The sequence below is a fragment of the Microbacterium sp. 77mftsu3.1 genome, assembly GCF_900100525.1.
GTDB lineage: Bacteria > Actinomycetota > Actinomycetes > Actinomycetales > Microbacteriaceae > Microbacterium > Microbacterium aquilitoris.
On sequence record NZ_FNCR01000001.1, the window covers coordinates 897,033 to 920,492 of the forward strand.

General features: G+C 68.6%; 19 protein-coding genes. 5 read left to right on the forward strand and 14 right to left on the reverse strand.

Annotated elements, in window-relative coordinates:
• The first annotated feature begins 8 nt into the window (after window positions 1-8).
• Genes BLR68_RS04540 through BLR68_RS04560 form a run of 5 tightly spaced genes read left to right on the forward strand, consistent with a single transcriptional unit; the run spans window position 9 to window position 6,274 of the window.
• Window positions 9-1,007, forward strand: a complete 999-nt coding sequence (locus BLR68_RS04540) for a carbohydrate ABC transporter permease (RefSeq protein ID WP_026303056.1) — start codon at window positions 9-11, stop codon at window positions 1,005-1,007.
• Window positions 1,004-1,900: a carbohydrate ABC transporter permease gene (locus BLR68_RS04545; protein WP_018188862.1), complete on the forward strand. Its 897-nt coding sequence runs from the start codon at window positions 1,004-1,006 to the stop codon at window positions 1,898-1,900. Before BLR68_RS04540 ends, BLR68_RS04545 begins: the two co-directional genes overlap by 4 nt.
• Complete coding sequence (locus BLR68_RS04550) at window positions 1,897-4,398, forward strand: glycoside hydrolase family 2 protein (RefSeq protein WP_018188863.1); 2,502 nt, start codon at window positions 1,897-1,899, stop codon at window positions 4,396-4,398. The genes BLR68_RS04545 and BLR68_RS04550 overlap by 4 nt, the downstream gene beginning before the upstream one ends.
• 26 nt (window positions 4,399-4,424) lie before the next feature.
• The gene (locus BLR68_RS04555) at window positions 4,425-5,360 is read left to right on the forward strand and encodes a glycoside hydrolase family 113 (protein WP_018188864.1); all 936 of its coding nucleotides are present in this window, start codon (window positions 4,425-4,427) and stop codon (window positions 5,358-5,360) included.
• Window positions 5,357-6,274: an N-acetylglucosamine kinase gene (locus tag BLR68_RS04560; protein ID WP_018188865.1), complete on the forward strand. Its 918-nt coding sequence runs from the start codon at window positions 5,357-5,359 to the stop codon at window positions 6,272-6,274. Before BLR68_RS04555 ends, BLR68_RS04560 begins: the two co-directional genes overlap by 4 nt.
• A gap of 173 nt (window positions 6,275-6,447) precedes the next feature.
• Here BLR68_RS04560 and BLR68_RS04565 read toward each other — a convergent pair whose 3' ends face one another.
• The 14 genes from BLR68_RS04565 to BLR68_RS04630 form a co-directional block, all read right to left on the reverse strand.
• Window positions 6,448-8,259 (reverse strand): ABC transporter ATP-binding protein, encoded by a 1,812-nt coding sequence (locus BLR68_RS04565; RefSeq protein ID WP_018188866.1) that lies wholly within the window; start codon window positions 8,257-8,259, stop codon window positions 6,448-6,450.
• A complete protein-coding gene (locus BLR68_RS04570; protein WP_018188867.1) occupies window positions 8,256-10,076 on the reverse strand; it encodes an ABC transporter ATP-binding protein in 1,821 nt (606 codons plus the stop codon). The genes BLR68_RS04565 and BLR68_RS04570 overlap by 4 nt, the downstream gene beginning before the upstream one ends.
• A gap of 315 nt (window positions 10,077-10,391) precedes the next feature.
• Window positions 10,392-10,883, reverse strand: a complete 492-nt coding sequence (locus tag BLR68_RS04575; protein WP_018188868.1) for a methylated-DNA--[protein]-cysteine S-methyltransferase — start codon at window positions 10,881-10,883, stop codon at window positions 10,392-10,394.
• The gene (locus BLR68_RS04580; protein WP_018188869.1) at window positions 10,880-12,385 is read right to left on the reverse strand and encodes a DNA-3-methyladenine glycosylase 2 family protein; all 1,506 of its coding nucleotides are present in this window, start codon (window positions 12,383-12,385) and stop codon (window positions 10,880-10,882) included. Before BLR68_RS04580 ends, BLR68_RS04575 begins: the two co-directional genes overlap by 4 nt.
• A 69-nt stretch (window positions 12,386-12,454) precedes the next feature.
• On the reverse strand, window positions 12,455-14,134 hold the full coding sequence (locus BLR68_RS04585) for an ABC transporter substrate-binding protein (RefSeq protein ID WP_018188870.1): 1,680 nt from the start codon (window positions 14,132-14,134) through the stop codon (window positions 12,455-12,457).
• A 7-nt stretch (window positions 14,135-14,141) separates the two neighbouring features.
• Window positions 14,142-14,366, reverse strand: a complete 225-nt coding sequence (locus BLR68_RS04590; protein WP_018188871.1) for a hypothetical protein — start codon at window positions 14,364-14,366, stop codon at window positions 14,142-14,144.
• 108 nt (window positions 14,367-14,474) lie between these two features.
• Window positions 14,475-14,765, reverse strand: coding sequence for a WXG100 family type VII secretion target (locus BLR68_RS04595; RefSeq protein WP_231370862.1), 291 nt, complete (start codon window positions 14,763-14,765; stop codon window positions 14,475-14,477).
• 181 nt (window positions 14,766-14,946) lie between these two features.
• Window positions 14,947-15,507: a GAD-like domain-containing protein gene (locus BLR68_RS04600; RefSeq protein WP_018188873.1), complete on the reverse strand. Its 561-nt coding sequence runs from the start codon at window positions 15,505-15,507 to the stop codon at window positions 14,947-14,949.
• Between the two features lie 126 nt (window positions 15,508-15,633).
• Window positions 15,634-16,194, reverse strand: a complete 561-nt coding sequence (locus BLR68_RS04605) for a GAD-like domain-containing protein (RefSeq protein ID WP_018188874.1) — start codon at window positions 16,192-16,194, stop codon at window positions 15,634-15,636.
• 36 nt (window positions 16,195-16,230) lie between these two features.
• Window positions 16,231-16,791 carry a GAD-like domain-containing protein gene (locus BLR68_RS04610; protein WP_026303058.1) on the reverse strand — a complete coding sequence of 187 codons (561 nt, stop codon included), beginning with the start codon at window positions 16,789-16,791 and terminating at the stop codon, window positions 16,231-16,233.
• A gap of 82 nt (window positions 16,792-16,873) precedes the next feature.
• The gene (locus BLR68_RS04615) at window positions 16,874-17,434 is read right to left on the reverse strand and encodes a GAD-like domain-containing protein (protein ID WP_018188876.1); all 561 of its coding nucleotides are present in this window, start codon (window positions 17,432-17,434) and stop codon (window positions 16,874-16,876) included.
• A gap of 10 nt (window positions 17,435-17,444) precedes the next feature.
• Complete coding sequence (locus BLR68_RS04620) at window positions 17,445-18,041, reverse strand: polymorphic toxin type 15 domain-containing protein (RefSeq protein ID WP_256335311.1); 597 nt, start codon at window positions 18,039-18,041, stop codon at window positions 17,445-17,447.
• 36 nt (window positions 18,042-18,077) lie between these two features.
• Entirely contained in the window at window positions 18,078-18,776 is a 699-nt protein-coding gene (locus BLR68_RS04625) for a WXG100 family type VII secretion target (protein WP_018188878.1), read from the reverse strand.
• An 84-nt stretch (window positions 18,777-18,860) separates the two neighbouring features.
• Entirely contained in the window at window positions 18,861-23,456 is a 4,596-nt protein-coding gene (locus BLR68_RS04630; protein ID WP_018188879.1) for an FtsK/SpoIIIE domain-containing protein, read from the reverse strand.
• Between the last annotated feature and the right edge of the window lie 4 nt (window positions 23,457-23,460).

Below are 23,460 nucleotides of genomic sequence, written 5' to 3' on the forward strand. Positions count from 1 at the left end.
CATCCACGATGGCGATCGCAGCTTCCGGCTCCGCACCCGCGGATGCCCCTGCGGTCCTGTCCGCACCCGCCCGAGGACGTCGGATGCACGGCACACGCCGCGCATCCGGCGCCCCCGGCAGCGGGTCGCGCCGGGCGGGACGCGGGATCGTGCAACGGCTGACCCCCTGGCTGTTCCTCTCCGGGGCCGTCGGCCTCCTCCTCCTGTTCACCTACTGGCCGGCGCTGAACCTCTTCTACTACTCGGTCACCGACTGGGACGGCATCGACCTCGAGAAGAACCTCGTCGGCATCGACAACTACGTGCAGGTCTTCACCGATCCGCGCATCTTCAGCGTCTTCTGGGTGAGCCTCTACTACTTCGCCGCCTCCTTCCTGCAGATGGCCATCGCGCTCTACTTCGCGGTGATCCTCAGCTTCTCGACCCGGTTCTCGAACCTGTTCCGCGGCATCCTCTTTTTCCCGTACCTGATCAACGGCGTCGCGATCGGGTTCGTCTTCCTCTACCTGTTCCAGCCCGGAGGCACACTCGACACCGTGCTCGGATGGGTCGGCCTCGCCGACCCCCCGAAGTGGCTGGGCGACCCCGACGTCGTCAACTGGTCGCTCGCCGGCACATCCGTCTGGCGCTACACGGGACTGAACTTCGTGCTCTTCCTCGGCGCGATCCAGTCGATTCCCCGCGAGCTCTACGAAGCCGCGGAGCTGGACGGCGCCAACAAGTGGCAGCAGTTCTGGTCGATCATCGCCCCCGGCATCCGTCGCATCATCGGGCTGTCGTTCATCCTCGCCATCGCCGGCAGCCTGTCGGTGTTCGAGGTGCCGTTCATCATGACCGGCGGGGCCAACGGGTCGGCGACCTTCGTCATCCAGACCCTGCAGACCGCGTTCTCCTTCCGCCAGGTCGGACTGGCCTCGGCCATGGCCGTCGTCCTGCTGGCGATCGTGCTGGTCGTGACGTGGATCCAGCGCCGCGTGTTCCCCGACGAGAAGGTGGACCTGACATGACCGCCACCCTGATTCCGCCCACGAAGCCCACGCCCCTCCCCCGGCGCCGGTCGGGCCGGACGCCGCTCCAGCGTCTCGGCAGCATGAGCGCCACCGCGGCGAAGTACACGAGCCTCGTGATCGCCGCGATCGTCACCCTGCTGCCGCTGTCGGTGCTGCTGTTCGCCTCGATGAAGAGCTCGAGCGAATACGCGGCGACGGGGCCGTTCGATCCGCCGTCGAACTGGCTGAACTTCGACAACTTCGTAACGGCGTTCACGAGCGGCAAGATGCTCGAGGGATTCGTCAACACGACGATCGTGCTGGCCGTCTCGCTCGTCGGCACGATCGCACTCGGCACGATGGCCGCGTACGCCCTCGACCGGTTCGCCTTCCGGGGCAAGAAGCTCGTCATGGGCCTGTTCCTGCTGGCCACCCTCATCCCGGGCGTGACGAGTCAGGTCGCGACCTTCCAGCTCGTCAACGGGCTCGGCCTCTACGACACCAAGGCCGCGCTGATCCTGCTCTTCATGGGCACCGACATCATCGCGATCTACCTCTTCATCCAGTTCATGCAGTCGATCCCGATCTCGCTCGACGAAGCCGCGATGATCGACGGCGCCAACCGGTGGACGATCTACTGGCGTGTGATCCTCCCGCTGCTGCGCCCCGCGATCGCCACCGTCGTCATCATCAAGGGCATCGCGGTCTACAACGAGTTCTACGCCCCCTTCCTCTACCTGCCCTCCGAGGGCATGATCTCCACGTCCCTCTTCCGATTCAAGGGGCCCTTCGGCGCGCAGTGGGAGGTGATCGCGGCCGGCACGCTCGTCGTGATCATCCCGACGCTGGTCGCCTTCCTCGTCCTGCAACGATGGATCTACCAGGGCCTCACCTCAGGAGCCGTCAAGTGACCCACCTCTCCCGCCGTCCCCTCCACGACGGATGGACCGTCCGCGCCACCGCGGGTCCCGTACCCGACGTCGTCGGCGGTCTCACCGTGCCCGCGACGGTGCCCGGCAGCATCCACGTCGATCTGCTCGCCGAGGGCCTGATCCCCGACCCGTTCCACGGCGACAACGAGTCGCTGCTGGCGTGGATCGGCCTCGTCGATTGGACGTATCGGACGACGTTCGCCTGGACGCCCGACGGCAGCGAGCGCCACGACCTCGTGTTCGACGGTCTCGATACGGTCGCCGTGATCCGCCTCAACGGCACGGTGATCGGCGAGGTCGCCAATCAGCATCGCTCCTACCGCTATGACGTGGCCGCGCTCCTGCGCGACGGCGACAACGACCTCGAGGTCGCCTTCCGGGCACCGGTGCCGTACGCGAACCAGGCAAGCATCGAGCTCGGTGCCCGGCCGCGTCCGTACCCGCTGCCCTACGAGGCGATCCGCAAGTCCGCCTGCAGCTTCGGCTGGGACTGGGGCATCGCGACGTACACGAGCGGCATCTGGAAGCCGGCGCGCCTCGAGTCGTGGTCGACCGCGCGACTGGCCGAGACCCGCGTCGTCGCGATGCCGGACGGCGACGGCGGACGCGTGTCGGTGGACGTCCGCATCGACCGGACGGATGCCGCTGACACCCCGCTCGAGCTGCGTGCGGTGGTGCGGGGTCCGGGCCTGGACGGCGACGCGACCGTGGTCGCCACCGCCGTCGGCGAGAACGGGCACGTCGAGGTCGACCTCCCCGTGGCCCACCGCTGGTGGCCCGTCGGTCACGGCGGCCAGCCGCTCTACACCGTCGAGGTCTCCCTGCACGCCGAGGGCGGGACGGTCGACGCGACCACCCGTCGGGTGGGGTTCCGGACGGTCCACTGGAACACCGAGCCGGATGCCGCGGGCACGCCGTACACGCTCGTCATCAACGACCGGCCGATCTTCGTGAAGGGGGCCAACTGGATCCCCGACGACGCGCTCCCCGTGCGCGTCGACCGCGACCGCTACGAGCGCCGCTTCCGCCAGGCGATCGACGCGAACGTGAACCTCATCCGCGTGTGGGGCGGCGGCCTCTACGAGTCCGACGACTTCTACGACCTCGCGGACGAACTCGGCCTGCTCGTCTGGCAGGACTTCCTCTTCGCGTGCGCCGCCTACCCCGAGGAGGAGCCCCTGCGCTCCGAGATCGAGGCCGAGGCGCGCGAGAACATCGTCCGACTCGCCTCGCACGCCTCGCTCGCGCAGCTCGTCGGCAACAACGAGAACCTCTGGGGCTTCGAGGACTGGGGCTGGAAGCTGAGCCTCGACGGCAAGAGCTGGGGTGCGACGTACTACTACGAACTCTTCCCCGCCCTCATCGCCGAACTCGCCCCGCACGTCCCGTACGCCCCCGGGAGCCCCTTCAGTCCGGAGACGGGCTGGGACGCGGCATCCGGTCGTCAGACAGGGCCGCACCCGAACGACGAGCAGCACGGCAGCATGCACCTGTGGGAGCAGTGGAACCGGCGCGACTGGACCACGTATCGCGACCACACGCCGCGCTTCGTCGCCGAGTTCGGCTGGCAGGCGCCGCCGGCGTGGACGACTCTCGTCGAGTCCGTCGACGATGCGCCGCTGACGCCCGAGTCGCCGGGCATGATCGTCCACCAGAAGGCCATCGACGGCAACGTGAAGCTCACGAACGGTCTGCTCCCCCACTTCCGGGTGCCGGCCGATATGGAGACCTGGCACTGGGCGATGCAGCTGAACCAGGCCCTCGCCGTCGGCGCTGCGCTCGACCACTTCCGCTCGTGGGCGCCGCACACGATGGGCGCCGTCGTCTGGCAGCTCAACGACTGCTGGCCGGTCACCTCGTGGGCCGCGATCGATGGGGCCGAGCGGGTCAAGCCGCTGTTCCACGCGCTGAAGAACGCTTTCGCGCCCCGCGTCGCGACGGTGCAGCCGCGCGACGGCCGGCTCGTCGCGGTCCTCGGAAACGACACCGATGAGGCGTGGAGCGTTCCGGTGCGCACGCGACGCGTCTCGTTCGGCGGTGACGTGCTCGCCGACACGGCGGTGGACGTCACCGTCGAGGCCCGGGGAACACTCGTCATGTCGATCGATGCCGAGCTCGCCACGGCGGCGGATGCCGCGTCCGAGGCGCTCGTGGTCGATGCCGACGGCGCGCGCGGAGTCTGGTACTTCGCCGAGCCGCGCGACTCGACGCTCGGCGATCCCGGTCTGACGGTCTCGACGCGCGCGGTCGAGGAGGGCACCGAGGTCAGCATCACGGCTGCCCGCTTCGCCCGCGAGGTCTCGCTGCTCGCCGACAAGGTGCATGCCTCCGCGCAGCCCGCCGACGGCCTGCTCACGCTGCTCCCCGGCGAGACCGGACGCATCGTCGTGCGCCATGACGCCGGCGTCGCGCTCGACCCCGACGCGCTCGCGGACCCCCGCGTGCTCCGCTCCGCCAACCAGCTGGTGACCGGATGAGCCTGCCCGGCGGATTCGTCTGCGGGATGACGTGGGGGTGGACGGGCGTCCGGGGGACGTGGACGACACCTGCGGCCGCGGCATCCCTCGACGCGATGGTCGACCACGGCGTCACGTGGACGGCGCTCTCGTACGCCGCGCTGCAGACGACCGCGTTCTCGACCGAAGTCCCGTTCCGCGACGAACCGACGGTCACCGAGGACGAGATCGTCCACGCCATCCGCGCGGCACACGACCGCGGCCTGAAGGTCTGTCTGAAGCCGGTCGTCAACGTCGCCGACGGGACCTGGCGCGCGTTCATCGGCTTCTTCGACTGGGACGTGCCCGGCGAGCCGAGCTGGACGGAGTGGTTCGCCTCGTACCGGGAGTTCATCCTCGACGCCGCCCGCATCGCCGAGGCCGAGGGCTGCGCGATGCTCTGCATCGGGTGCGAGATGGTGCGCGCCGACGGGCAGGAGTCGCACTGGCGTGACCTGGTGCGGGCCGTGCGAGAGGTGTACTCCGGACTCGTGACGTACAACTGCGACAAGTACCAGGAGGACCGGGTCGGCTGGTGGGACGCGGTCGACGTGATCTCCTCGAGCGGCTACTACCCGATCGACGCGTGGCAGGAGAACCTCGACCGGATCGAGGCGGTCGTCGCGGCATCCGGCAAACCGTTCGTCTTCCTCGAAGCGGGATGCCCCTCGCGCGAGAACTCCCCGATGCGACCGAACGACTGGGCTCTCGAGGGCGCGCCGTCGGGACAGGCGCAGCTCGACTACTACCGCGTCATGTTCGACGCGTGCGCGGAACGCGAGTGGATGTCGGGGTTCTTCCTCTGGGACTGGCCGGCCGAGCTCTACGACCCGGACGTCGCCGACCGCAACGACGACTACTGTCCATATGGCAAGCCGGCGGGAGAGTTCCTGCGCGAGCGGTACCGGGCGCTGGCAGGCGCCACCACCGGAGGAGGACGATGAACGCGCGCCGAGTGCTCGCCATCGATGCGGGACAGAGCGACATCAAGGTGCGAGTCGACGACGGCACCCGCCGCGAGGACCTGACGTTCCGCGGCATCCACACCGGCATCCCCCTCCTGCCGCAGCTCGCCGACGTCGTGCGCGAGACCCTCGCGCGGACCGGCACCGACCTCGACGTCGTGACGGCGGGGATCTCGGGACTCACCGACCGCGACGCCGATGCGGATGCGCTGCTCGCGCTGGTCCACGCCGACGGCGTGCAGGCGACGATGCTCGCGCACGATTCGACGACGTCGTTCCTCGGTGCGCTGGGCGATCGGCACGGCGCCGTCGTCGCAGCCGGCACCGGAGTCGTCACTCTGGCCGTCGGCGAGACCGAGACGGCGCGGGTCGACGGCTGGGGCTGGATCATGGGCGACGCCGGCAGCGGCTACTGGATCGGGCGCGCGGCCCTCGATGCCGTGATGCGCGCCTACGACGGACGCGGCCCCGCGACGGTTCTGACCGAGGCCGCGCTGTCGCGCTGGCCGGACCTGACGCAGGCCTACATGGCGCTGCAGGCCGACCACGACCGCGTGCGCGTCGTCGCCTCGCTCGCTCGCGAGGTCGCTGCAGCCGCGGATGCCAGCGACGCGGTGGCGCAGGACATCTCGCGTCGCGCGGCGCACGAGCTCGCCTCATCCGCCCGGACCGCGGTCCGACGCGTGCGCACCGACGAGCCGGCGTTCGACGTCTGCGCCATCGGCGGGGTCTTCGCCTCGCGAACGCTGCACGACGCCTTCGAGTCCGAACTCGGCGAGGACCTCCGCCTCGTCTCGCCCCGCGGCGTCGGGATCGACGGCGCCCTCGCCCTGGCGGAGATCACCCCCGCGCATCCGCTCGGCGCCGCCGTCCACCGCGCCGGCGCGATCTGACCCGCACGCGACGCGCGGCGACCGTGCCGAGTGCAGGTTCAGACGGCTCCGATGGTGCCCTGAGCGCGGTGAACACCCCCTGAACCTGCATCCGGCACACTCGGCCGCCGCGAACGACGGATGCCGGGGCCCCGACATCGGGCCCCGGCACCCGTCAGCGGACCAGGATCGACTCAGACGAGCGACTCGCGCCAGGCCCGGTGCAGCTGGGCGAACTTGCCCGTGCCCGCGATGAGGGCGTCGGGGGTGTCGTCCTCGATGATGCGGCCGTGCTCCATGACGAGCACGCGGTCGGCGATCGCGACCGTCGACAGGCGGTGCGCGATGATGATCGCCGTGCGGTCGGCGAGCAGGGTGCCGAGGGCCTCCTGGATCTGCCGTTCGCTCGGGATGTCGAGCGACGCCGTCGCCTCGTCGAGGATCAGCACGGCCGGGTCGGCGAGGAAGGCGCGCGCGAACGAGATCAGCTGACGCTGCCCAGCCGACACGCGGCCACCGCGCTTGTTCACGTCGGTGTCGTAGCCGTCGGGCAGCTTCTGGATGAAGCCGTCCGCACCCACGGCGCGCGCCGCCGCACGGATCTCGTCCATCGTCGCGTCGGGCTTGCCGAGGGCGATGTTGTCGGCGACGGTCCCGCTGAACAGGTAGGCCTCCTGCGTGACCATGACGATCGCGCGGCGCAGATCCTTCGGGTGCAGCTCCCGCAGGTCGACGCCGTCGAGCGTCACCGCACCCTTCGTCGGGTCGTAGAACCGTGCGACGAGCTTGGCGAGCGTCGACTTGCCGGCACCCGTCGTCCCGACGAGGGCGATCGTCTGCCCGGCGGGTATGTCGAGGCGGAAGTCCGGCAGGATGATCTTCGTCTCGGAGTACCCGAAGGTCACGTCGTCGAAGCTCAGGTGGCCGCTGGCCTCGCGGAGGTCGACCGGCTTCGCCGGATCCGGGACGGTCGGCGACTCCTCGAGGACGCCCGACACCTTCTCGAGCGCCGCCGTGGCGGACTGGTAGGAGTTCAGGAAGAACGCCACCTCCTGCATCGGCGCGAAGAAGTTCCGCACGTACAGGACGGCCGACAGCAGGAAACCGAGCTCGAGAGCCCCGCTCACCACGCGCAGACCACCCCAGAGCAGCACTGCCGCGAGGGCGAAGGATGCCAGGGCCATCATCGCGGGCTCGAACGTGCCGAACAGGCGGATCGAGCGCATATTGATGTCGCGGTAGTCGCTCGCCAGACCGCCGAACTCGCGGTCGTTCGCCGGCTCCTTGCGGAACGCCTTGACGGCGCGGACACCGGTCATCGTCTCGACGAACTTGACGATCACCTTGGCGCTCACGACGCGGGACTCGCGGTAGACGACCTGCGAGCGCAGGTAGAACCAGCGCATGAGGAAGAACAGCGGGACGCCCATGGCTGCGAGGACGAGACCGGACTGCCAGTCGAGCAGGATCAGCGCGACGAGAGTGAACCCGCCGTACAGCAGGCCCGAGACGAGCTCGTTCAGACCGCCGTCGAGCAGCTCGCGGATCGTGTCGAGGTCGCTCGTCTGTCGCGAGATGATGCGACCCGACGTGTACGACTCGTGGAACTCGAGGCTGAGCTTCTGCGTGTGCAGGAAGATCCGCTTGCGGAGGTCCAGCATGACCGCCTGGGTCAGGCGCGCCACGACGACGGCGTACCAGCCGATGAGCGCGGCGCCGCCGATCGCGGAGATCAGGAAGATGATGACGACGACGATCGTCGGCATCCAGTCGGCTTCCTTCTGGACGGCCGGGAGCGCGTTCGCGATGCCCCAGCCGACGAGGGCGGGACCGGCGACGCGGAGGACGGTCGAGATGACCAGCACGATCCCCGCGAGGACGAGCTGCATCTTCAGCGGCGTGACGAGCGACCCGAGGAGTCGCAGCGAGCGACGCCGGATCTGCCGGCTCTCTTCGCGGGTGTAATCGGAGCGGTCTTCGCCGCTGGTGCCCGTGACGGTGCTCACAGGGACACCTCCCTCTTGTGCTGACGTTCCTGCTCGTCCTCGAGACTCGAGATGACGTGCCGGTAGTGCTCGCTGGTGCGCAGGAGCTCGGAGTGCGTGCCGACGGCGGTGATGCGTCCCTCTTCGAGGAGCGCGACGCGGTCGGCGAGTGTGACGGTGGAGGGCCGGTGCGCGACGACGAGCGCCGTCGTCTCGGCCAGGACCACACGGAGGGCGTCCTCGACGAGCGCCTCGGTGTCGACGTCGAGCGCCGACAGCGGGTCGTCGAGGACGAGGACGGCGGGACGCGCCGCGACGGCGCGCGCGAGCGCGAGGCGCTGACGCTGACCGCCCGAGAGGCTGAGCCCCTCTTCGCCGATGACGGTGTCGACGCCGTCGGGCAGGTCGTCGACGAACGCGGCCTGCGCGACCTGAAGGGCCTCGCGCATGACGCGCTCCCCCTCGGCGCTCTGCGGGTCGAGGTCCTCGCGCCCGAGCAGGACGTTCTCACGCACGGTCTGCGAGAACAGCGTCGCGTCCTCGAAAGCCATGCCGACGTGACGGCGCAGCTCGGTCAACGGCAGGTCGCGGACGTCGACGCCGTCGATCAGCACGCGACCGCCGGTGACATCGTAAAGGCGCCCGGGCAGGGTCGTGAGCGTCGTCTTGCCCGACCCCGTCAGACCGACGAGAGCCATGGTCTCGCCGGGTCGCAGCGACAGGTCGATGCCGTCGAGCAGGTCGCGCTCGGTGGCCGCGGCATCCTGATACCGGAACCGCGCCCCCTCGAAGACCAGCTCGCCGCGGGGCTCCGCGATCGAGACCGGGTTCTCGGGGTCGACGATCGTGTTCTGCTCGTCGAACACCTCGAAGATGCGGTCCGTCGCGGTGCGTGCGTCGACGAGGAACGAGAACAGGAACCCGATCGACTCGACGGGCCAGCGGAGGATCGTCGCCATCGCGAAGAAGGCGATGAGCGCGGCGGTGTCGATCTCGCCGACCGAGACGAGGTAGATGCCCGCGCCGAGGCACAGCGCGAAGGCGATGTCGGGCAGCAGCACGAGCCAGAACCAGATCCAGCCGACGGCCTTGGCCTTGCTGATCTCTGTCTCGCGCAGCGTCTCGGCCTGGCGGGTGAACTTGCGCAGGGCATGGCTGCCGCGCCCGAAGGCCTTGAGGACGCGGATGCCGTGCACCGACTCCTCGACGGCGGTCGCCAGGTCGCCTGCCTGATCCTGACTCTGCCGTGACAGCATGCCGTATCGGTTCTCGAACACGAAGCCCGCGATCCACAGCGGTGCGGAGACGATGACGAAGATCGTGCCGAGCAGCCAGTGCCAGCTGAACAGGATCGCCGAGCCGACGACGATCGTGATCATGTTCACGACCAGCAGGACGACGCCGAACGCCATCCACCGGCGGATGAGGCCGATGTCCTGCATCATGCGGCTGAGCAGCTGGCCCGACTGCCACCGGTCGTGGAAGGCGACGGGCAGGCGCTGCAACCGTCCGTAGAAGTCGGTGCGCAGCTCGTACTCGACGGCGGTGGCGGGAGAGAGCACGAACCAGCGGCGCGCCCAGACCATGAGCGCTTCGAGCAGGCCGAGCAGCAGCACGGCGCCGCCGCCGAGGGCGATCAGCCACGGGTTGCCCGAGGCGATGGGACCGTTCGTGCCGACGATCTGCTCGAGGACGAGCGGGATGGACAGGCCCAGCAGGCTCGCGATGAGCGCGCTGAGGGCACCGAGCCCGAGACGCGGGAGCACGGGCTTCGCGAACGGGATCAGGCGGGCGAGGGAGCGGGCGGTGGACAGACGGGGATGCGTCGAGGAGGTCATGATCCTGCACAGGTGAGGAGCGGATGCCGAGGCGGCGAGGAGCGCGGCGTGGCGCGGACGATCAGGGTCGCGGTGACCCGTCGAGGGAGAACGAAGAGGTGCGCGGGAAGCTTCCGCGCGGGATCAGATCCTCGGTGTCATCCCTGACGGACGGGGCGTCCGGCGACGAGGAAGGCGGCGGACTTCGTGTAGACGATCTCCGTGGACATGGCTTCCTCCTTGATGGGGCCGGACGAGGCGCCCGCATCGCGCGGGAGCCCTCCAGGATATCCCTGTGATTTCGCCGCAAGCAAGCGCTTACTCGAAAAAATCGAGTCAGATCGCCGCTTCGCGCTCCAGCAGCCGCATCTTGACGTCGAGACCCCAGGCGAATCCGCCGAGGGCTCCCCCGGTCCGCAGCACCCGGTGGCAGGGGACGAACAGGGCCGGCGCGTTCCGCGCGCAGATGGATGCCGCGGCCCGGACCGCGGTCGGTGAGCCGAGGTGGGCGGCGAACTCGGCGTAGGTGAGGGGCTTCCCCGCCGGGATGCCGCGCAGCGCGCTCCACCCCGTGAGCTGCATCGCTGTGCCGTGCTGGCTGACCGGCACGTCGTCGATCGCCGCGAGGTCGCCCTCGTAATAGGCGGCGACGGCGTCCGCGGACCGGACTCGACCCGTCGTCACGTCGGCGGGCACGCGGTCGGCTCGTAGCCTGCCGAGGATCGCGTCGGCATCCGAGGTCCATCCCGACGCCAGCACGCGACCGTCCTCTTCGAGGATCGTGAATGCGCCGTCGGGAGTGGCGAGGGTCTGCAGGACCGCGCTCATCGGTCGTCCTTTCGGGATGGGGTGTCGGGGGTTTCCGCGCGCCACGCCTGCGTGACGGGGGCGGCGTACCAGAGGTGCGCCATCAGGTAGCTGCGCCACGGCGCGACCCTGGTCGACCAGGTCGTGAGGCCGGTGGCATCCGCGGGGATGCCGGCCGCTGCGGCTCCCGCCCGGGCGGCGACGTCGCCGGGGAGCAGGACGTCCGGGTCGCCGAGGACGCGCATGCGGACGTAGTCGGCCGTCCAGGGACCGATCCCCGGAAGAGCCAGCAGCCGCTCGCGCTGCTCGAGGGTGTCGTCGCCGGGGCTCAGGCGGAGCGACCCGTCGGCGAGCGCGGTCGCTGCGCCCACGATGGCGCGGATCCGGGCGCCGGGCCCGCGCAGCACCTCTCCCCCGCGCTCGGCGATGACGGCGGGTGTGGGGAAGAGGACGGACGGCCCTGCGGGCGAGTCGATCGGTTCGCCAAGTGCGGCGGCGAGCCGCCCCATCACGGTGCGCGCGGACGCGACGCTGATCTGCTGCCCGATCATGGCGCGGATGAGCATCTCGTCGGCATCCATGGCTGCCGGCAGTCGAACTCCGGGAATGCGCTCGACGAGAGGACGCAGTTCGGGATGCCGCGACAGGGCGGCATCGATGGCGGTCGGGTCGGCGTCGAGGTCGAACAGCCGACGCACCCGCGCGATCAGCGGTGCGAGGTCTCGCAGCGAGGCGAGCTCGGCGCGCAGCCGTAGGCGACCCGCGGCATCCTGTCGCACCTCGAACCAGGCCGGGCCGCCGCTGAGACGGATCGTGCGCGCGAACGTCGCGGCGTCACCGGTCTCGACCCCGGGGATGGCGTGCGCCCGCATCCATCCGAACAGCCCGACCGCGTCGAACGGTCCGCGCACCGGGAGGACGAGGTCGATCCGCCCGGGAGCCGCGGTCGTCCCGCGCCGACGGGCCCGGAGGTCGGACGGCGACAGGGAGAACACCTCGGTCATCGTTTCGTTGAACTGACGGATGCTGCCGAATCCGGCGGCGAACGCGACGTCGGCCATCGACAGATCGGTGTCGACGAGCAGGGTGCGCGCCGTATGAGCGCGATGCGCACGCGCCAGGGCGAGGGGGCCGGCGCCGAGCTCGGTCGTGAGGAGCCGCGTCAGGTGACGATCGGAGTACCCGAGCCGCGCGGCGAGCCCGGAGACCCCGTCCCGGTCGACGACCCCGTCGGCGATGAGACGCATCGCCCGCCCGGCGACATCGCCCCGCAGATTCCACTGCGGTGAGCCGGGGGTCGCCTCGGGCAGGCAGCGCTTGCACGCCCGGAACCCGGCCTCGTGCGCGGCGGCGCTCGTGGCGAAGAAGCTGACGTTCGCCGCCTTCGGGGTCCGCGCCGGACAGCTGGGACGACAGTAGATCCCGGTCGTGTGCACCGCGGTGACGAATTGCCCGTCGAAGCGGGCGTCGCGCGCGTCGATCGCGCGATACCGCTCGTCGAAGGTCATCGCTGCGATCGTCATGACCTCAGCCTGACACGACCGCCCGACATCGACTCGCGGAAATCGGACACGACGGCGGGATGCGGCGGCTCACCCCGAGGGCGTCCACCCCGAGATCCCGGAGAGCACCGGAGCGTCGTCGCCGTCGCGCACCGTGACGCCGGTCACGCGGGGCGCGGAGATCGTCAGACGCGGGACCGCGGCCAGCGGTCGGGCGACCGCGTCCGACACGATCGTCGACTCGATCTTCGCCAGCAGGTCGCGCGCGTCGTAGACGTCCACCGTCTGCTGGAGTGTGGCGATCAGCTCGTCGCGCTTCGGATCGACCCGACCGACGAGGCTCGAGGAGCCCGTGGTGCTCCACTGGCTCGCGATCTGCTGGGGTGTCTGGGGAACGCGGACGCGCCGGATGACGGCATCCCATCCCGACGCCTTCTGCGCGGCATCCAGGTCATCCGTCGCGCAGTCGACGGCGTTCCAGCCGGCCTCGGCGATGCCGGCTTTCAGGGCTGTGAAGGCGCCCTTCGCGAATCCGCTCTTTCGGTCGTAGAGCACGCACACCCGGGCACCGCCGCGGACACCGGCGGCAGCACGATCGACGGCGGCGTCGTCCGCGGGAGTGCCGATCGTCTTCGCGAAACCGGAATCCTCAGTGACGATCTCGAACGCCCGCGAACCCGGGGCCGTGACCATCGACGTCGTCTTCGGATACGACTGCGACCACTCACCCGCGCCGGCGGCGACCATGTCGTCCGCGGGGATGGCGCGCAAGAAGGCCGCGCGGGCGTTGCGCGAGGAGAAGACCGCGTCGGTGCTGAGGAGGACGGTCCAGATCGTGCCGTCGTTCGTCGTCTGCGCCCCGAAGTCTCGCCGCTCGAGTTGCTTCACCGGCGTGCGGTCAGCGGGAGTCGGCGTGAACGAGAGGATGTCGAGGGATTTCCCGACGGCAGCGAGAGGGTCGTCCCCGCGAGGGACGAGCGCGACGTCGGCGACCTGCGGCACCGCCGCTCCGCGGTATTGAGGGTTCGGCGTCAGCGTGACACTCGCCCCCTCGTCGGAGACCTTCGAGACGACGTACGGGCCGCTCGAGAGCGCCATCGTCGGCGAGAGCTTGCCGTCCGTGAGAGCGAAATCCGTGTTCCATACGTCCGAGATGGCGGCGAGAGCCGTTGTGTCCCGGTCGAGCACCGCCCGGATGACGGCCTGCTTCGCCTCCATCGGGTCGTCGAGATCGAAGGCGCGCATCCCCACGGTGTGCGCCGGCACGTCAGCGGCGATCGCGGTCTGCCACGAGATGGTGGGGGCGGGGTAGGTGACGTCGATTGCGCGAGCGAACTCGTCGACCTTCGGCCGCGCGGCTTTCAGCGCCGCATCCGTGGGGCCGTCCTTCGTGAGAAGACCGACGGATGCCGCCCATCCCAGCACGAGGTCGGCGGCGTCCAGCGGGATGCCGTCGGACCAGAGCGGCTCCTTCAGGTCGTACCGGACAGTGAAGGAGTCCTTGCCCACGATCTTCGCCGTGCCGAACGACTCGTCGGGGACGACTTCCCCGTCGACCGTGTGACCGAAGGCTGAGCGCGTCGCCGCGGCGATGTCTCGGTTGCCTGCCGTGGGATCGGTCGCGGCGTTGAACGAGGTGAGCCGGCCGCCCCATCCGAGGGTGACGCTGCTGTCGTTGACCACCGACGGAGGCAACGCGGGTGCGCAGGCGCTCAGGGCGAGGGCGGCAGCAGCGAGAACGGCGACCGCTCCGCGGCGGGAAGCACGCATGCGCGCGTCAGGCGCGATCGATGTCGTCGTCGAGTTCCGCCGCCATCTGACGATACGGCTCGCTCTCTTCGCTCTCGAGCCAGCTCTTCGCATACTCGATGAGCACGGCGGGCGAATCCTCTGCCTCTGCCGCGGTGGCGAACGGGCCCAGGCAGTCCTCGGACGGGCGCTGATCATCGCGCACCACGGACTGGGTGGAGAGGTTGTACCAGTAGGTCTGCGAGGTGGTCATCGTCGCGACACTCCGTTCGTCATCCTGATCCTAATCATCGTGAACACAGGCGACGGGCCGCGATGCGGATCATGAGATCGCATCGCGGCCCGTGAGCGTGTGGAGGGATCAACCGCCGGCGAGCTCGGCGTCCGTGTCGCGGATGCGGTCCGCCATGCGGTCGAGCGCCTGAGCCATGTCGTTGACGGCCTCAGCGGCGTCGTCGAGCGACGTCGTGAGCTCCGAGTAGGCGGTCGAGTAGGCCTCGGACGCGTTCTCGGTCTTGAAGCCGTCCTGCACCAGGTCATCGATGATGCCCTGGAGTTCCTTCAGCGTGTCGGTGACAGTCTGACGACCATCGCGCAGGCGCTGCGCCGCGCTCTCCATCTCGCTGTATGTTGCACCAAAATCGTGAGCCATGAACCCGCCTCCCAGCGTTTCGTCGTGGTACGGAGAACCCGTTTCCTCCCCCGCGTGAACGATGCTAGCGAAGAGGTCTCTCCCACCCCATGGGGAGAAGTCCCCTCTTGACAATCGCTCGTCGGGCCGGTCGCTCCCCCGCGCCGAAGCGCTGATCGACAGCGCAATTCCGAGCGTGCGCTCAGTGCCCGATGGGGCCTTGTAGGTCGACCATCATCTGGATCGCTGAGAGGGTCGGGCGTTTCTGAAGTGTGTCGACCGTGCCCGGGCCGCCCAGGGATGGCAAGGGAACGAAGATGAACGACTCGTCGAAGTCCGGTGCGCCCTGCGTCGCAACCGCTTCGGGGAAGACGCCCCAGTTGAACTCCGCGGCCAAATGGTCCACGCCCACCGCCTCGGTGAGAAGAAGGAATGAATCCACGTCCCCCAGGCCGACGCCTCTGTTCTCGCGGAAGATGAGACCCACAAGTCCACCCAGACTGGGTTCCCAGGTGATGAGATCTCCCAGCCCAGTGACCATGACGGGGATCGCCACACCGTCACCCTGGGTCTTGCCGATTCGGTCGCCGAGTTCAGCCTCGTAGACCGCGGGATTGATCACTCGAAGAAAACCGTGAGCGAAAGTGCCGTACCCGTACGTGTCCCAGATCTCGACGATCTCTGCGGGAACCCTCTCCCGGTAGGCCGCGATGACCTCGGGCTCGACCGGCGCGTGCGGAACAAAGTCAGCAATCTCGACCATGTCCCTCAAGCTAACGGAATACCACCGTCATCGAGGCGCCACTCCGCGGTGTTCGCGCGCGGTGTCCGGGCGCTGCCCGGCGCGGATCGGCGAGGCGAACAGCTTCCTCCATCCGACTGTGGCCGATCAGTGCCCGATGGGCCCCTGCAGGTCGACCATGACCTGGATAGCCGACAGCGTCTGACGCTTCTGCAGGGTGTCGACCGTGCCAGGTCCACCCAAGGAAGGAAGGGGAACAAAGATGAACGACTCGTCGAATGCGGGCGCCCCCTGCTGCTGGACCGCCTCAGGGAAGACATCCCACCCGAACTTCTCCGACAAGTAATCCGAGCCGTCCAGCTTCAACAGACCGAGGAAAGTAGCGGCTTTGCCCATCCCCGTCCCGCGGTTGCTCCTGAACATGAGTACGACGAGCCCGTTGAGACTCGGCTCCCACGTGATCAGGTCACCGAGACCGGTCACCATGACGGGGATCGCTATCCCGTCACCCTGTGTCTTACCGATGCGGTCGCCGAGCTCCGCCTCGTACACGCCAGGGTTGATGACGCGGATGAAGCCTTCCCCGAACGTGCCGTAACCGTACTGCTCCCAGATCTCGACGATCTCTGCGGGAACCCGGTCACGGTACGCAGCGATCACTTCCGGCTCCACCAGAGCATGCGGGACGAAATCTGCGATCTCTACCATGGTTTCCAACCTAGGGAAGAACCCAGGTGTGGTCGATCAGTGACCGATGGGCCCTTGGAGATCGACCATGACCTGGATGGCGGAGATCGTCGGCCGCTTCTGCAAAGTGTCGACTGTGCCCGGACCACCCATGGAAGGCAGCGGCACGAAGATGAACGATTCGTCGAAGTCCGGTACGCCCTGCGTCGCAACCGCTTGTGGGAATACACCCCAGTCCAGAACACGGGCAAGGTGACGCGCGCCGCCTGCACGCGTCAAGGTCAGGAAGCTGGACACCTTACCCAAACCCGCGCCTCGATTGCTACGGAACATCAGCGCGATCAGGCCGCCCATACTGGGTTCCCAGGTGATCACCTCGCCAAGACCGGCGACCATGACGGGGATCGCGATACCGTCGCCCTGGGTCTTGCCGAGCCGGTCCCCCAGCTCCGCCTCGTAGACGGCGGGATTGATGACGCGGATGAAACCCTCACCGAACGTGCCGTATCCGTACTGTTCCCAAACCTCGACCAGTTCCGGGGGTACCCGATCGCGATACGCGGCGACAACGTCGGGTTCGACAGGTGCATGCTCGACGAAGTCAGCGAACTCGATCATCCCCACAACCTATCGACGATGACGATGGTGGTTTCGTCGCCGACTCGAGCCAGCGGACAGCCTCGACCCGGGGCGGTCGACTTCAGTGGCCGATGGGACCCTGCAGATCGACCATTACCTGAATAGCCGAGAGCGTGGGGCGTTTCTGCAGAGTATCGACCGTGCCCGCACCACCCAACGACGGCAGCGGGACGAAGATGAATGACTCGTCGAACTCCACGGCCCCATGACGGGCGACTGCCTCCGGGTAGGGGTCCCACGCGAATTCTTCTTCCAGGTGCTCCGCCCCGTCGAGGCGAGTTAGGCCGAGGAAGGTCTTGGGCGAACCCAGACCCACCGTTTCGAACTTCCGGAAGAGAATCGCAACGAGTGAATCGACGCTCGGCTCCCAGGTGATGAGATCGCCCAGGGCGGTCACCATGACGGGGATCGCGATGCCGTCGCCCTGAGTTTTCCCGATCCGATCACCGAGCTCAGCCTCGAACACTGAAGGGTTGATCACGCGGATGAACCCCTCACCGAACGTGCCGTAGCCGTACTGCTCCCAGATCTCGACGATCTCCGAGGGAACTCGGTCGCGATACGCGGCTATGACTTCCTGCGAGACCGGCGAGTGCGCGACGAAATCTTCGATCTGGACCATGGTTTTCAACCTATCTGAAGGTGACATTCATGTAGACATCGGAGAGGTCCGCCCCCGGATGAGATTGGATGAACCGGACGACGGCGGCGTCGATGTCACCCACGCGAGACCGCCATTGAGACCCCAGCGACGAGTTGATGCGAGCGTCGCCGACACCGGAGATGTCAGTGACGTTGCCCCCCGCGATGCCGTCCAGCCTGTGAGTGGCAGCTTGCGTCGCAAGCCATGATGACGCATTCTCCGCAGCTTCGGATCGGCTCTGGCCCTGCTCACGAAGCTCCAAGATCTTTGCCTTGAGCGCAGCCGCGCGAGCGTTCTCCTGCGCCCGGAGCGAGTCGGGCGTGCGGCCGTTCTGCAGGTATTCGGTGCGGTTGCGGAGCCAGTCGGACAGCGGCATCTGCTGCAGGGCGTCCATCTGCTCGTTGTACTGGCGGTCGTACTCGACGGGGTCGTGCTTCCTGTTCCGCTTGAAGGGCCGCAGCGTGACATCGAACGTGTCGATGTCCTCGATCCCGTCGCGGTTGCGTCGCTGCTTGCCACGCAAGCCTCGCACCATGTCGCCGAGCTGCCGGCCGTGGACCGGGATGTCGTCCAGCGCCCGCAGCATCGGCTTGATGAGTTCGTCTCCGACTCGAGCCATGTGTCAGTCCCCCGTGATGTTCAGTCCGGCGAGGTCGGCCATGAGCCGGTCCATCAGCGATTCGATGTCGGCCGCGCGCAGATCGAGCTCCTCCTCGGATTGCTCGAGCGCCTGCAGGTCGGCGTAGAACTCGTCCGGGTTGCCGGCCACGGCCTCGACGACCGGAGCGTTCAGCGCGGCCATGACGACGGCGGGTAATTCATCGGCGAGCGGCTCGATGACGGTCGGCAGGATCTGGTTCAGCGCCTGCTCGATCGCGATGTCGACCGCGGCGTTCAGGAGCTTCTTCTTGATGATGAGCATAGGGCCGGCACCGACCGCGGTGACCGGGTTCGTGAGCATGCCGACCAGCGCGATCATCGTCGTCGTGACGTCGGCGATGACCTTGATCTTGAGTCCCAGCACGACGCCGGCGGCGATGTCCATCCCGGGCGGAACAGGCCCCAGCAGGTCGACGAGTTTCTGCAGATTCTGCGACCGGTTGGTGTTCCACGCCGACACGAACGCAGGCCCCGCCTGGCCCCGCATCGCCGCGGCCAGGTCCCCGTTCACCTTCCGGTCGATGGCCTGCAGGGAGTCCTCGAGGTCGTCCCGGAAGTGGGAGACGATCTGCGCACCGCGTCGCAGTTCGTCCTCGTCGACGTCGGGCCATTCGAATCCGAGCTTCTCCATCACCCAGATCAGTTCGTTCGGCAGCATCATGCCCACAGCGCATCACCTCCCTCTCGAGAGTAGAAAAGACTCGTCGCCACGTACATGGGGAGAAGTCCCCGTTTCGATCGAGGGTTATGCCCCCAGCGTCGCGCCCGCGGCATCCGCTGTCACCGCTTCGCGAGCCGCGGCACGCGTCGTCGGCACGCTGACGACCGGTTCCGCGGCAGGCGCGACGTCGGCGACGAGCGGCATCTGCACGGTGACGGCGCGACCCGCCTGCACGAAGATGCCGCGGCCGACGGGGAAGTCCGACCGCTTGACACGACCGAACGGCGTCTTGAAGATCGCCTCGCCGTCGTACGTGTCGGGCTTGAGCACGATGCCTTGCCTGCCGGCCTTCCACTCGCCGAGGACGCCGATGCTGCCGCTCGCGCGGGAGATCTCGGCCTCGCCGATCAGCATGTGCTCGCTGTCGTTCATGGCCTGCAGGAGCGCTCGCATAGGGCGGTCCGCCGGTCCGTCCGACAGGTGAGGCATGTCCTCGATGACGATCAGGATGCGACCCTCCGACAGCTCCCGCGTGACGAGTTCCGTCAGCTCGGTCGCGAGCTCCTTCTCGTCGTCGGGGCGCGTGGCGCTCTTCACCCAGGGACGGAAGTCCTTGAGCTCGGACCTGCGGCTGCCGAAGTGGTACATCTGCACGCCCGGGTCGAAGCGCTCCATCGCCATGACGAGCGACTTGAGGCCGTTGGTGCGACCGGATGCCGGGGGCCCGGAGATCACGAACGAACCGATCGGCTCGAAACCGTGCGCCGACAGCGTGTCGTCCGCGACGCCGAACACCGGCATCCCGTCGACCCGCCCCGGCATGTCGGACGCCGGCACCGCCGTCGGCAGCGCGCCGATCTCGGGCAGATCCCGCACGCCCTCGGCGCGGAGCTTCTCGCCCAGCAAACCGAGCGCCTTCGTCTGCTCCACCGCGTTCGAGGTGCCGCCGAGGACGGCGATCTGCGCTTCGTGGCCGTCGATCACCGCGCGACCGGGGGCGGACTGCTCGTCCAGCACGTCACGCGGCGTGCCCAGCAGCATGTACTGCGAGGGGTCGCCCATGCGCAGCACGACCTTGCGCGGGATGTTCGAGGCGACCGCGCTCGGTACTGCGTTGCCGCGGTCCGCCGTCAGCACCGTGTGGACGCCGAGCGTGCGGCCTTCGCCGAGGATCCGCATGAAGGTGCGGTAGAACGGCCCGCGCCCGGGGGCGACCTCCCAGTCCTTCTTGAACTCGGGGAAGTTGTCGATGAGGAGGATGATGCGCGGGAGGTTCGGATCCGCGATCTCGCGGTATTCCTGCAGCGTCGCCGCGCTCGCGGCCGAGAACGCCGTCGCCCGCCGGTCCATCTCGCTGTCGAGGGTGCGGAACAGACGCTGGATACGCTCCACGTCGGACCCGTCGACGACCGATCCGACGTGCGGCAGCGCCGACAGCGCGCCGAGGGCACCGGTGGCGAAGTCGAGGCAGTACACGTTCACGCGGCCGCGGTCGGGACGCATGCCCGCGGCGGTGCCGATCGTCTTGAGGACGGTCGACTTGCCGGACCCCGACGTGCCGTAGACGACGAGGGAGCCGTCGCGATCGGGGACGAAGGCCGCCGACTCCTGCATCTGCTTCTCGGGGACGTCCATGAGGGCGATCGGGATGCGGGTGTCGCCGCCGTTCTCGAGATCGGCCAGATCGACGAGCGGAGAGAGGTCGTCGAGCCACGGACGTCGCGGGAGCGGCAGCTCGGCGAGCTCCCGCGCGGCGACGAGCGTCGAGACGATGCGCTTCTGGTCGTTGGGGCCGAGGTCCTCCTCGTGGGAGTCCGACTCGGCGGGGCGATCCGGCTCCCACTCGGGGGCCGCACCGAAACGCAGCTCGGCCACGCGCACCTCGGCGACCGTCGTCTCCTCCTGGCTGGTCCACCCGCCGGTGTACGCGGACTGGAAGGGGACGAGCCGGCCGGGACCGGTCTTCGCGATCGCACGACCGGGGACGGATGCCGGGAAGCTCGCCGCGACGTCGTCGTCGACCACGTCGCGCGAGTCGGCCTCATCCGCCATTCGGAGCGCGATGCGCAGGTTCGTGTTGGCGCGGAGGTTGTCCTTGATGACGCCGGCGGGACGCTGGGTCGCCATGATGAGGTGGATGCCGAGGGAGCGGCCGCGCTGGGCGATGTCGACCACGCCGTCCACGAACTCCGGCATCTCCGATGCGAGCGCGGCGAACTCGTCGATCACCAGGACGAGCGAGGGCGGGCATTCGGGGTCCTGGCGCTTCTCGAGTTCGAGGAGGTCCTTGGCCTTCTTGCGGTTCAGCAGGTGCTCGCGGTGCTGCAGTTCGGCCCGGAGGCTGGTGAGCGCGCGTCGCACGAGGTGAGGGTTGAGGTCGGTCACGAGGCCGACGCAGTGCGGCAGGTCGACGCAGTCCGCGAATGCGGACCCGCCCTTGTAGTCGACGAAGAGGAACGTGACGCGGTCGGGGCTGTGCGCCGCCGCCATACCGAGCACCCACGCCTGCAGGAACTCGGACTTGCCCGAGCCGGTCGTACCACCGACGAGGGCGTGCGGGCCCTGCGTCCGGAGGTCGAGCGCCATCGCGTCGCTCGGGCCCTGGCCGATGATGGCGCGGAGCGTGCCCGCCTTCTTGAGCCGTGGCCGCGGCGTGGGCGTGCGGTCGAGGATCGTGTTGTTCTGCCGCCAGCGCTCGATGGCGGCGTTCGGGTTCTCGGCGATGGCCGGGTCGATGAGCTGGAGGAACATGACCGCGTTCGGGATGTCGGATGCGTCGTGCACCACGGTGCTCGCATCGACGACCGGAGCCAGCCGCCGCGCGAACATCTCCATGTACGCGTTGGAGACGCCCTCCACGGCGACGTGCTCGAAGCTCTCGCCGTTGCGCACGAGACCGACCCGAGCGTCACCGAGATCCGACGTCAGTTCGATGAAGCTGCGGCAGACGGCGGGAAGGGATTCCACGGTCTCCGAGATGAAGATGGCGTGGACCCCGTGGTCGGCGCCCCTCTCGAGCACATCCGTCAGCCGACCGCGGTCGACCGGTGCATCCCCGGTGACGAACACGATGACGGACACGGGAGGTGTCTTGGTTCGATCCTCAGCGGCGCGAGCCACATCGGTGCCGTAGAGGAGCGGGTTCCAGTCGTCCTTGAAAGGTCCGCGGGGCGCTCCGGTGCCACCGCCTGCGGCGCGCCGCACGTACTCCTCGAGCGAGTTGAGAAGGGCCGCGCCGCTCGGGGCGGAATCGGCGAGCGCCGCACCGCGGAACGGGCTCCGCTCGGCGGATGTGTGCGGCAGCCATTTGAGCCATTCGAGCTCGGGGGTCCAGGAGGAATCCGAGAACGCCACCGTGACGACGTCGTTCGGGGCGTGCAGCCCGAAGACCTGCACGGCGACGCCGCGCATGACGTCGGCGACGAGGGCGCGTGGGCCGGCGATGCCGATGGATCCGGCAGTGGGGAAGGTCTCGAAGACGGGGACGTTGTCGACCGTCGCGTAGCGCAGCCGCAGCCGATCGACACGGTCGATGTACTCGGGGAGTCCGTCGGGGGTCTCGGCGTCGTCGATCCCGTTGCGAGCCGGAAGCGAGCAGGTGCCGAGACGCAGCGCGAGGAAGTTCCAGTGCTCGGGACGCCTGGTCCACAGGAGCGGACCGAGGCGCATGGCCTCTTCGAAGACGTCGGCCACGGCCGGCACCTCCGCGTCGCGCGCTGCTTCCTCCTCAGGCTTGCCGCGGAAGAGATCCTCTTCGAGCTGCTCGAATTGACGCTCGAACAGCAGCCGCTCGTGGTCCTCGCTCTTGCGGCTCTGCACCGACTGGTTGATCAGGTTGCCGAACGCCATGAGCGGGGTCATGACGATCAACAGCAGGGAGCGGGGGTTGCCGTTGAGCGCGAAGAGGGCAGCACCCATGAGGATGGGCGCGACCATGATCGGCCACGGGAAGATCTTGCCGATCTTCTCGGTGGGCAGGCGCGGGGGCTTGAAACGGGTCCCCGGGTACCGCACCTCGACGCGAGGGCTGCGGTTGAAGAGCAGGCCTCCGCCGCGCTCGATGACCGGATCCTCGGTCGCCGCCCCGTCCCACGAACGGGTCAGGTACACCGCGAGGGTCGTGTTGCCGATGACGAACGGACGACCGTCCTCGACGCGGACACGCTGCACCTCGACGCCTTCGACGAGCACGCCGTTGGCGGAGTTCAGGTCGACGACCTCGGCGTACGTCCCGACCTCGAGGCGGGCATGCCGCTTGGAGACCAGCGGGTCGGCCAATACGACGTCATTGCTCGGGTCGCGGCCGATGGACACGTGACCCGCTGACAGCGCGAACTCCTGCCCGGCGAGCGGCCCCGCGAGAGCTCTGAGGATGCCGACCGTCTCGCCGCGACCGGCCTTGATGTACCCGGCCCCGTAGTTGACGATGGATGCCGCGAATCCCGACCCGATGGGCGCTTCACCGATCGGCAGGTCGTGCGGCAGCTCCACGGCGCGCGAGGCCGTGGGCGGCGCGACCGACAGAGTGAGGACGTCGTCTTCTGCGAAGGTCGTGGTCCGCATCGGATCGGATGCCGCGATGTAGCGGGCGACGTCGCCGACCGTCGCGGTCGAGTCCGCCGTCACGACGATGTCGACGGGGTCGTTGCCCTGCCGGTGCAGGGTGAGCTTCAGCCGCATGAGT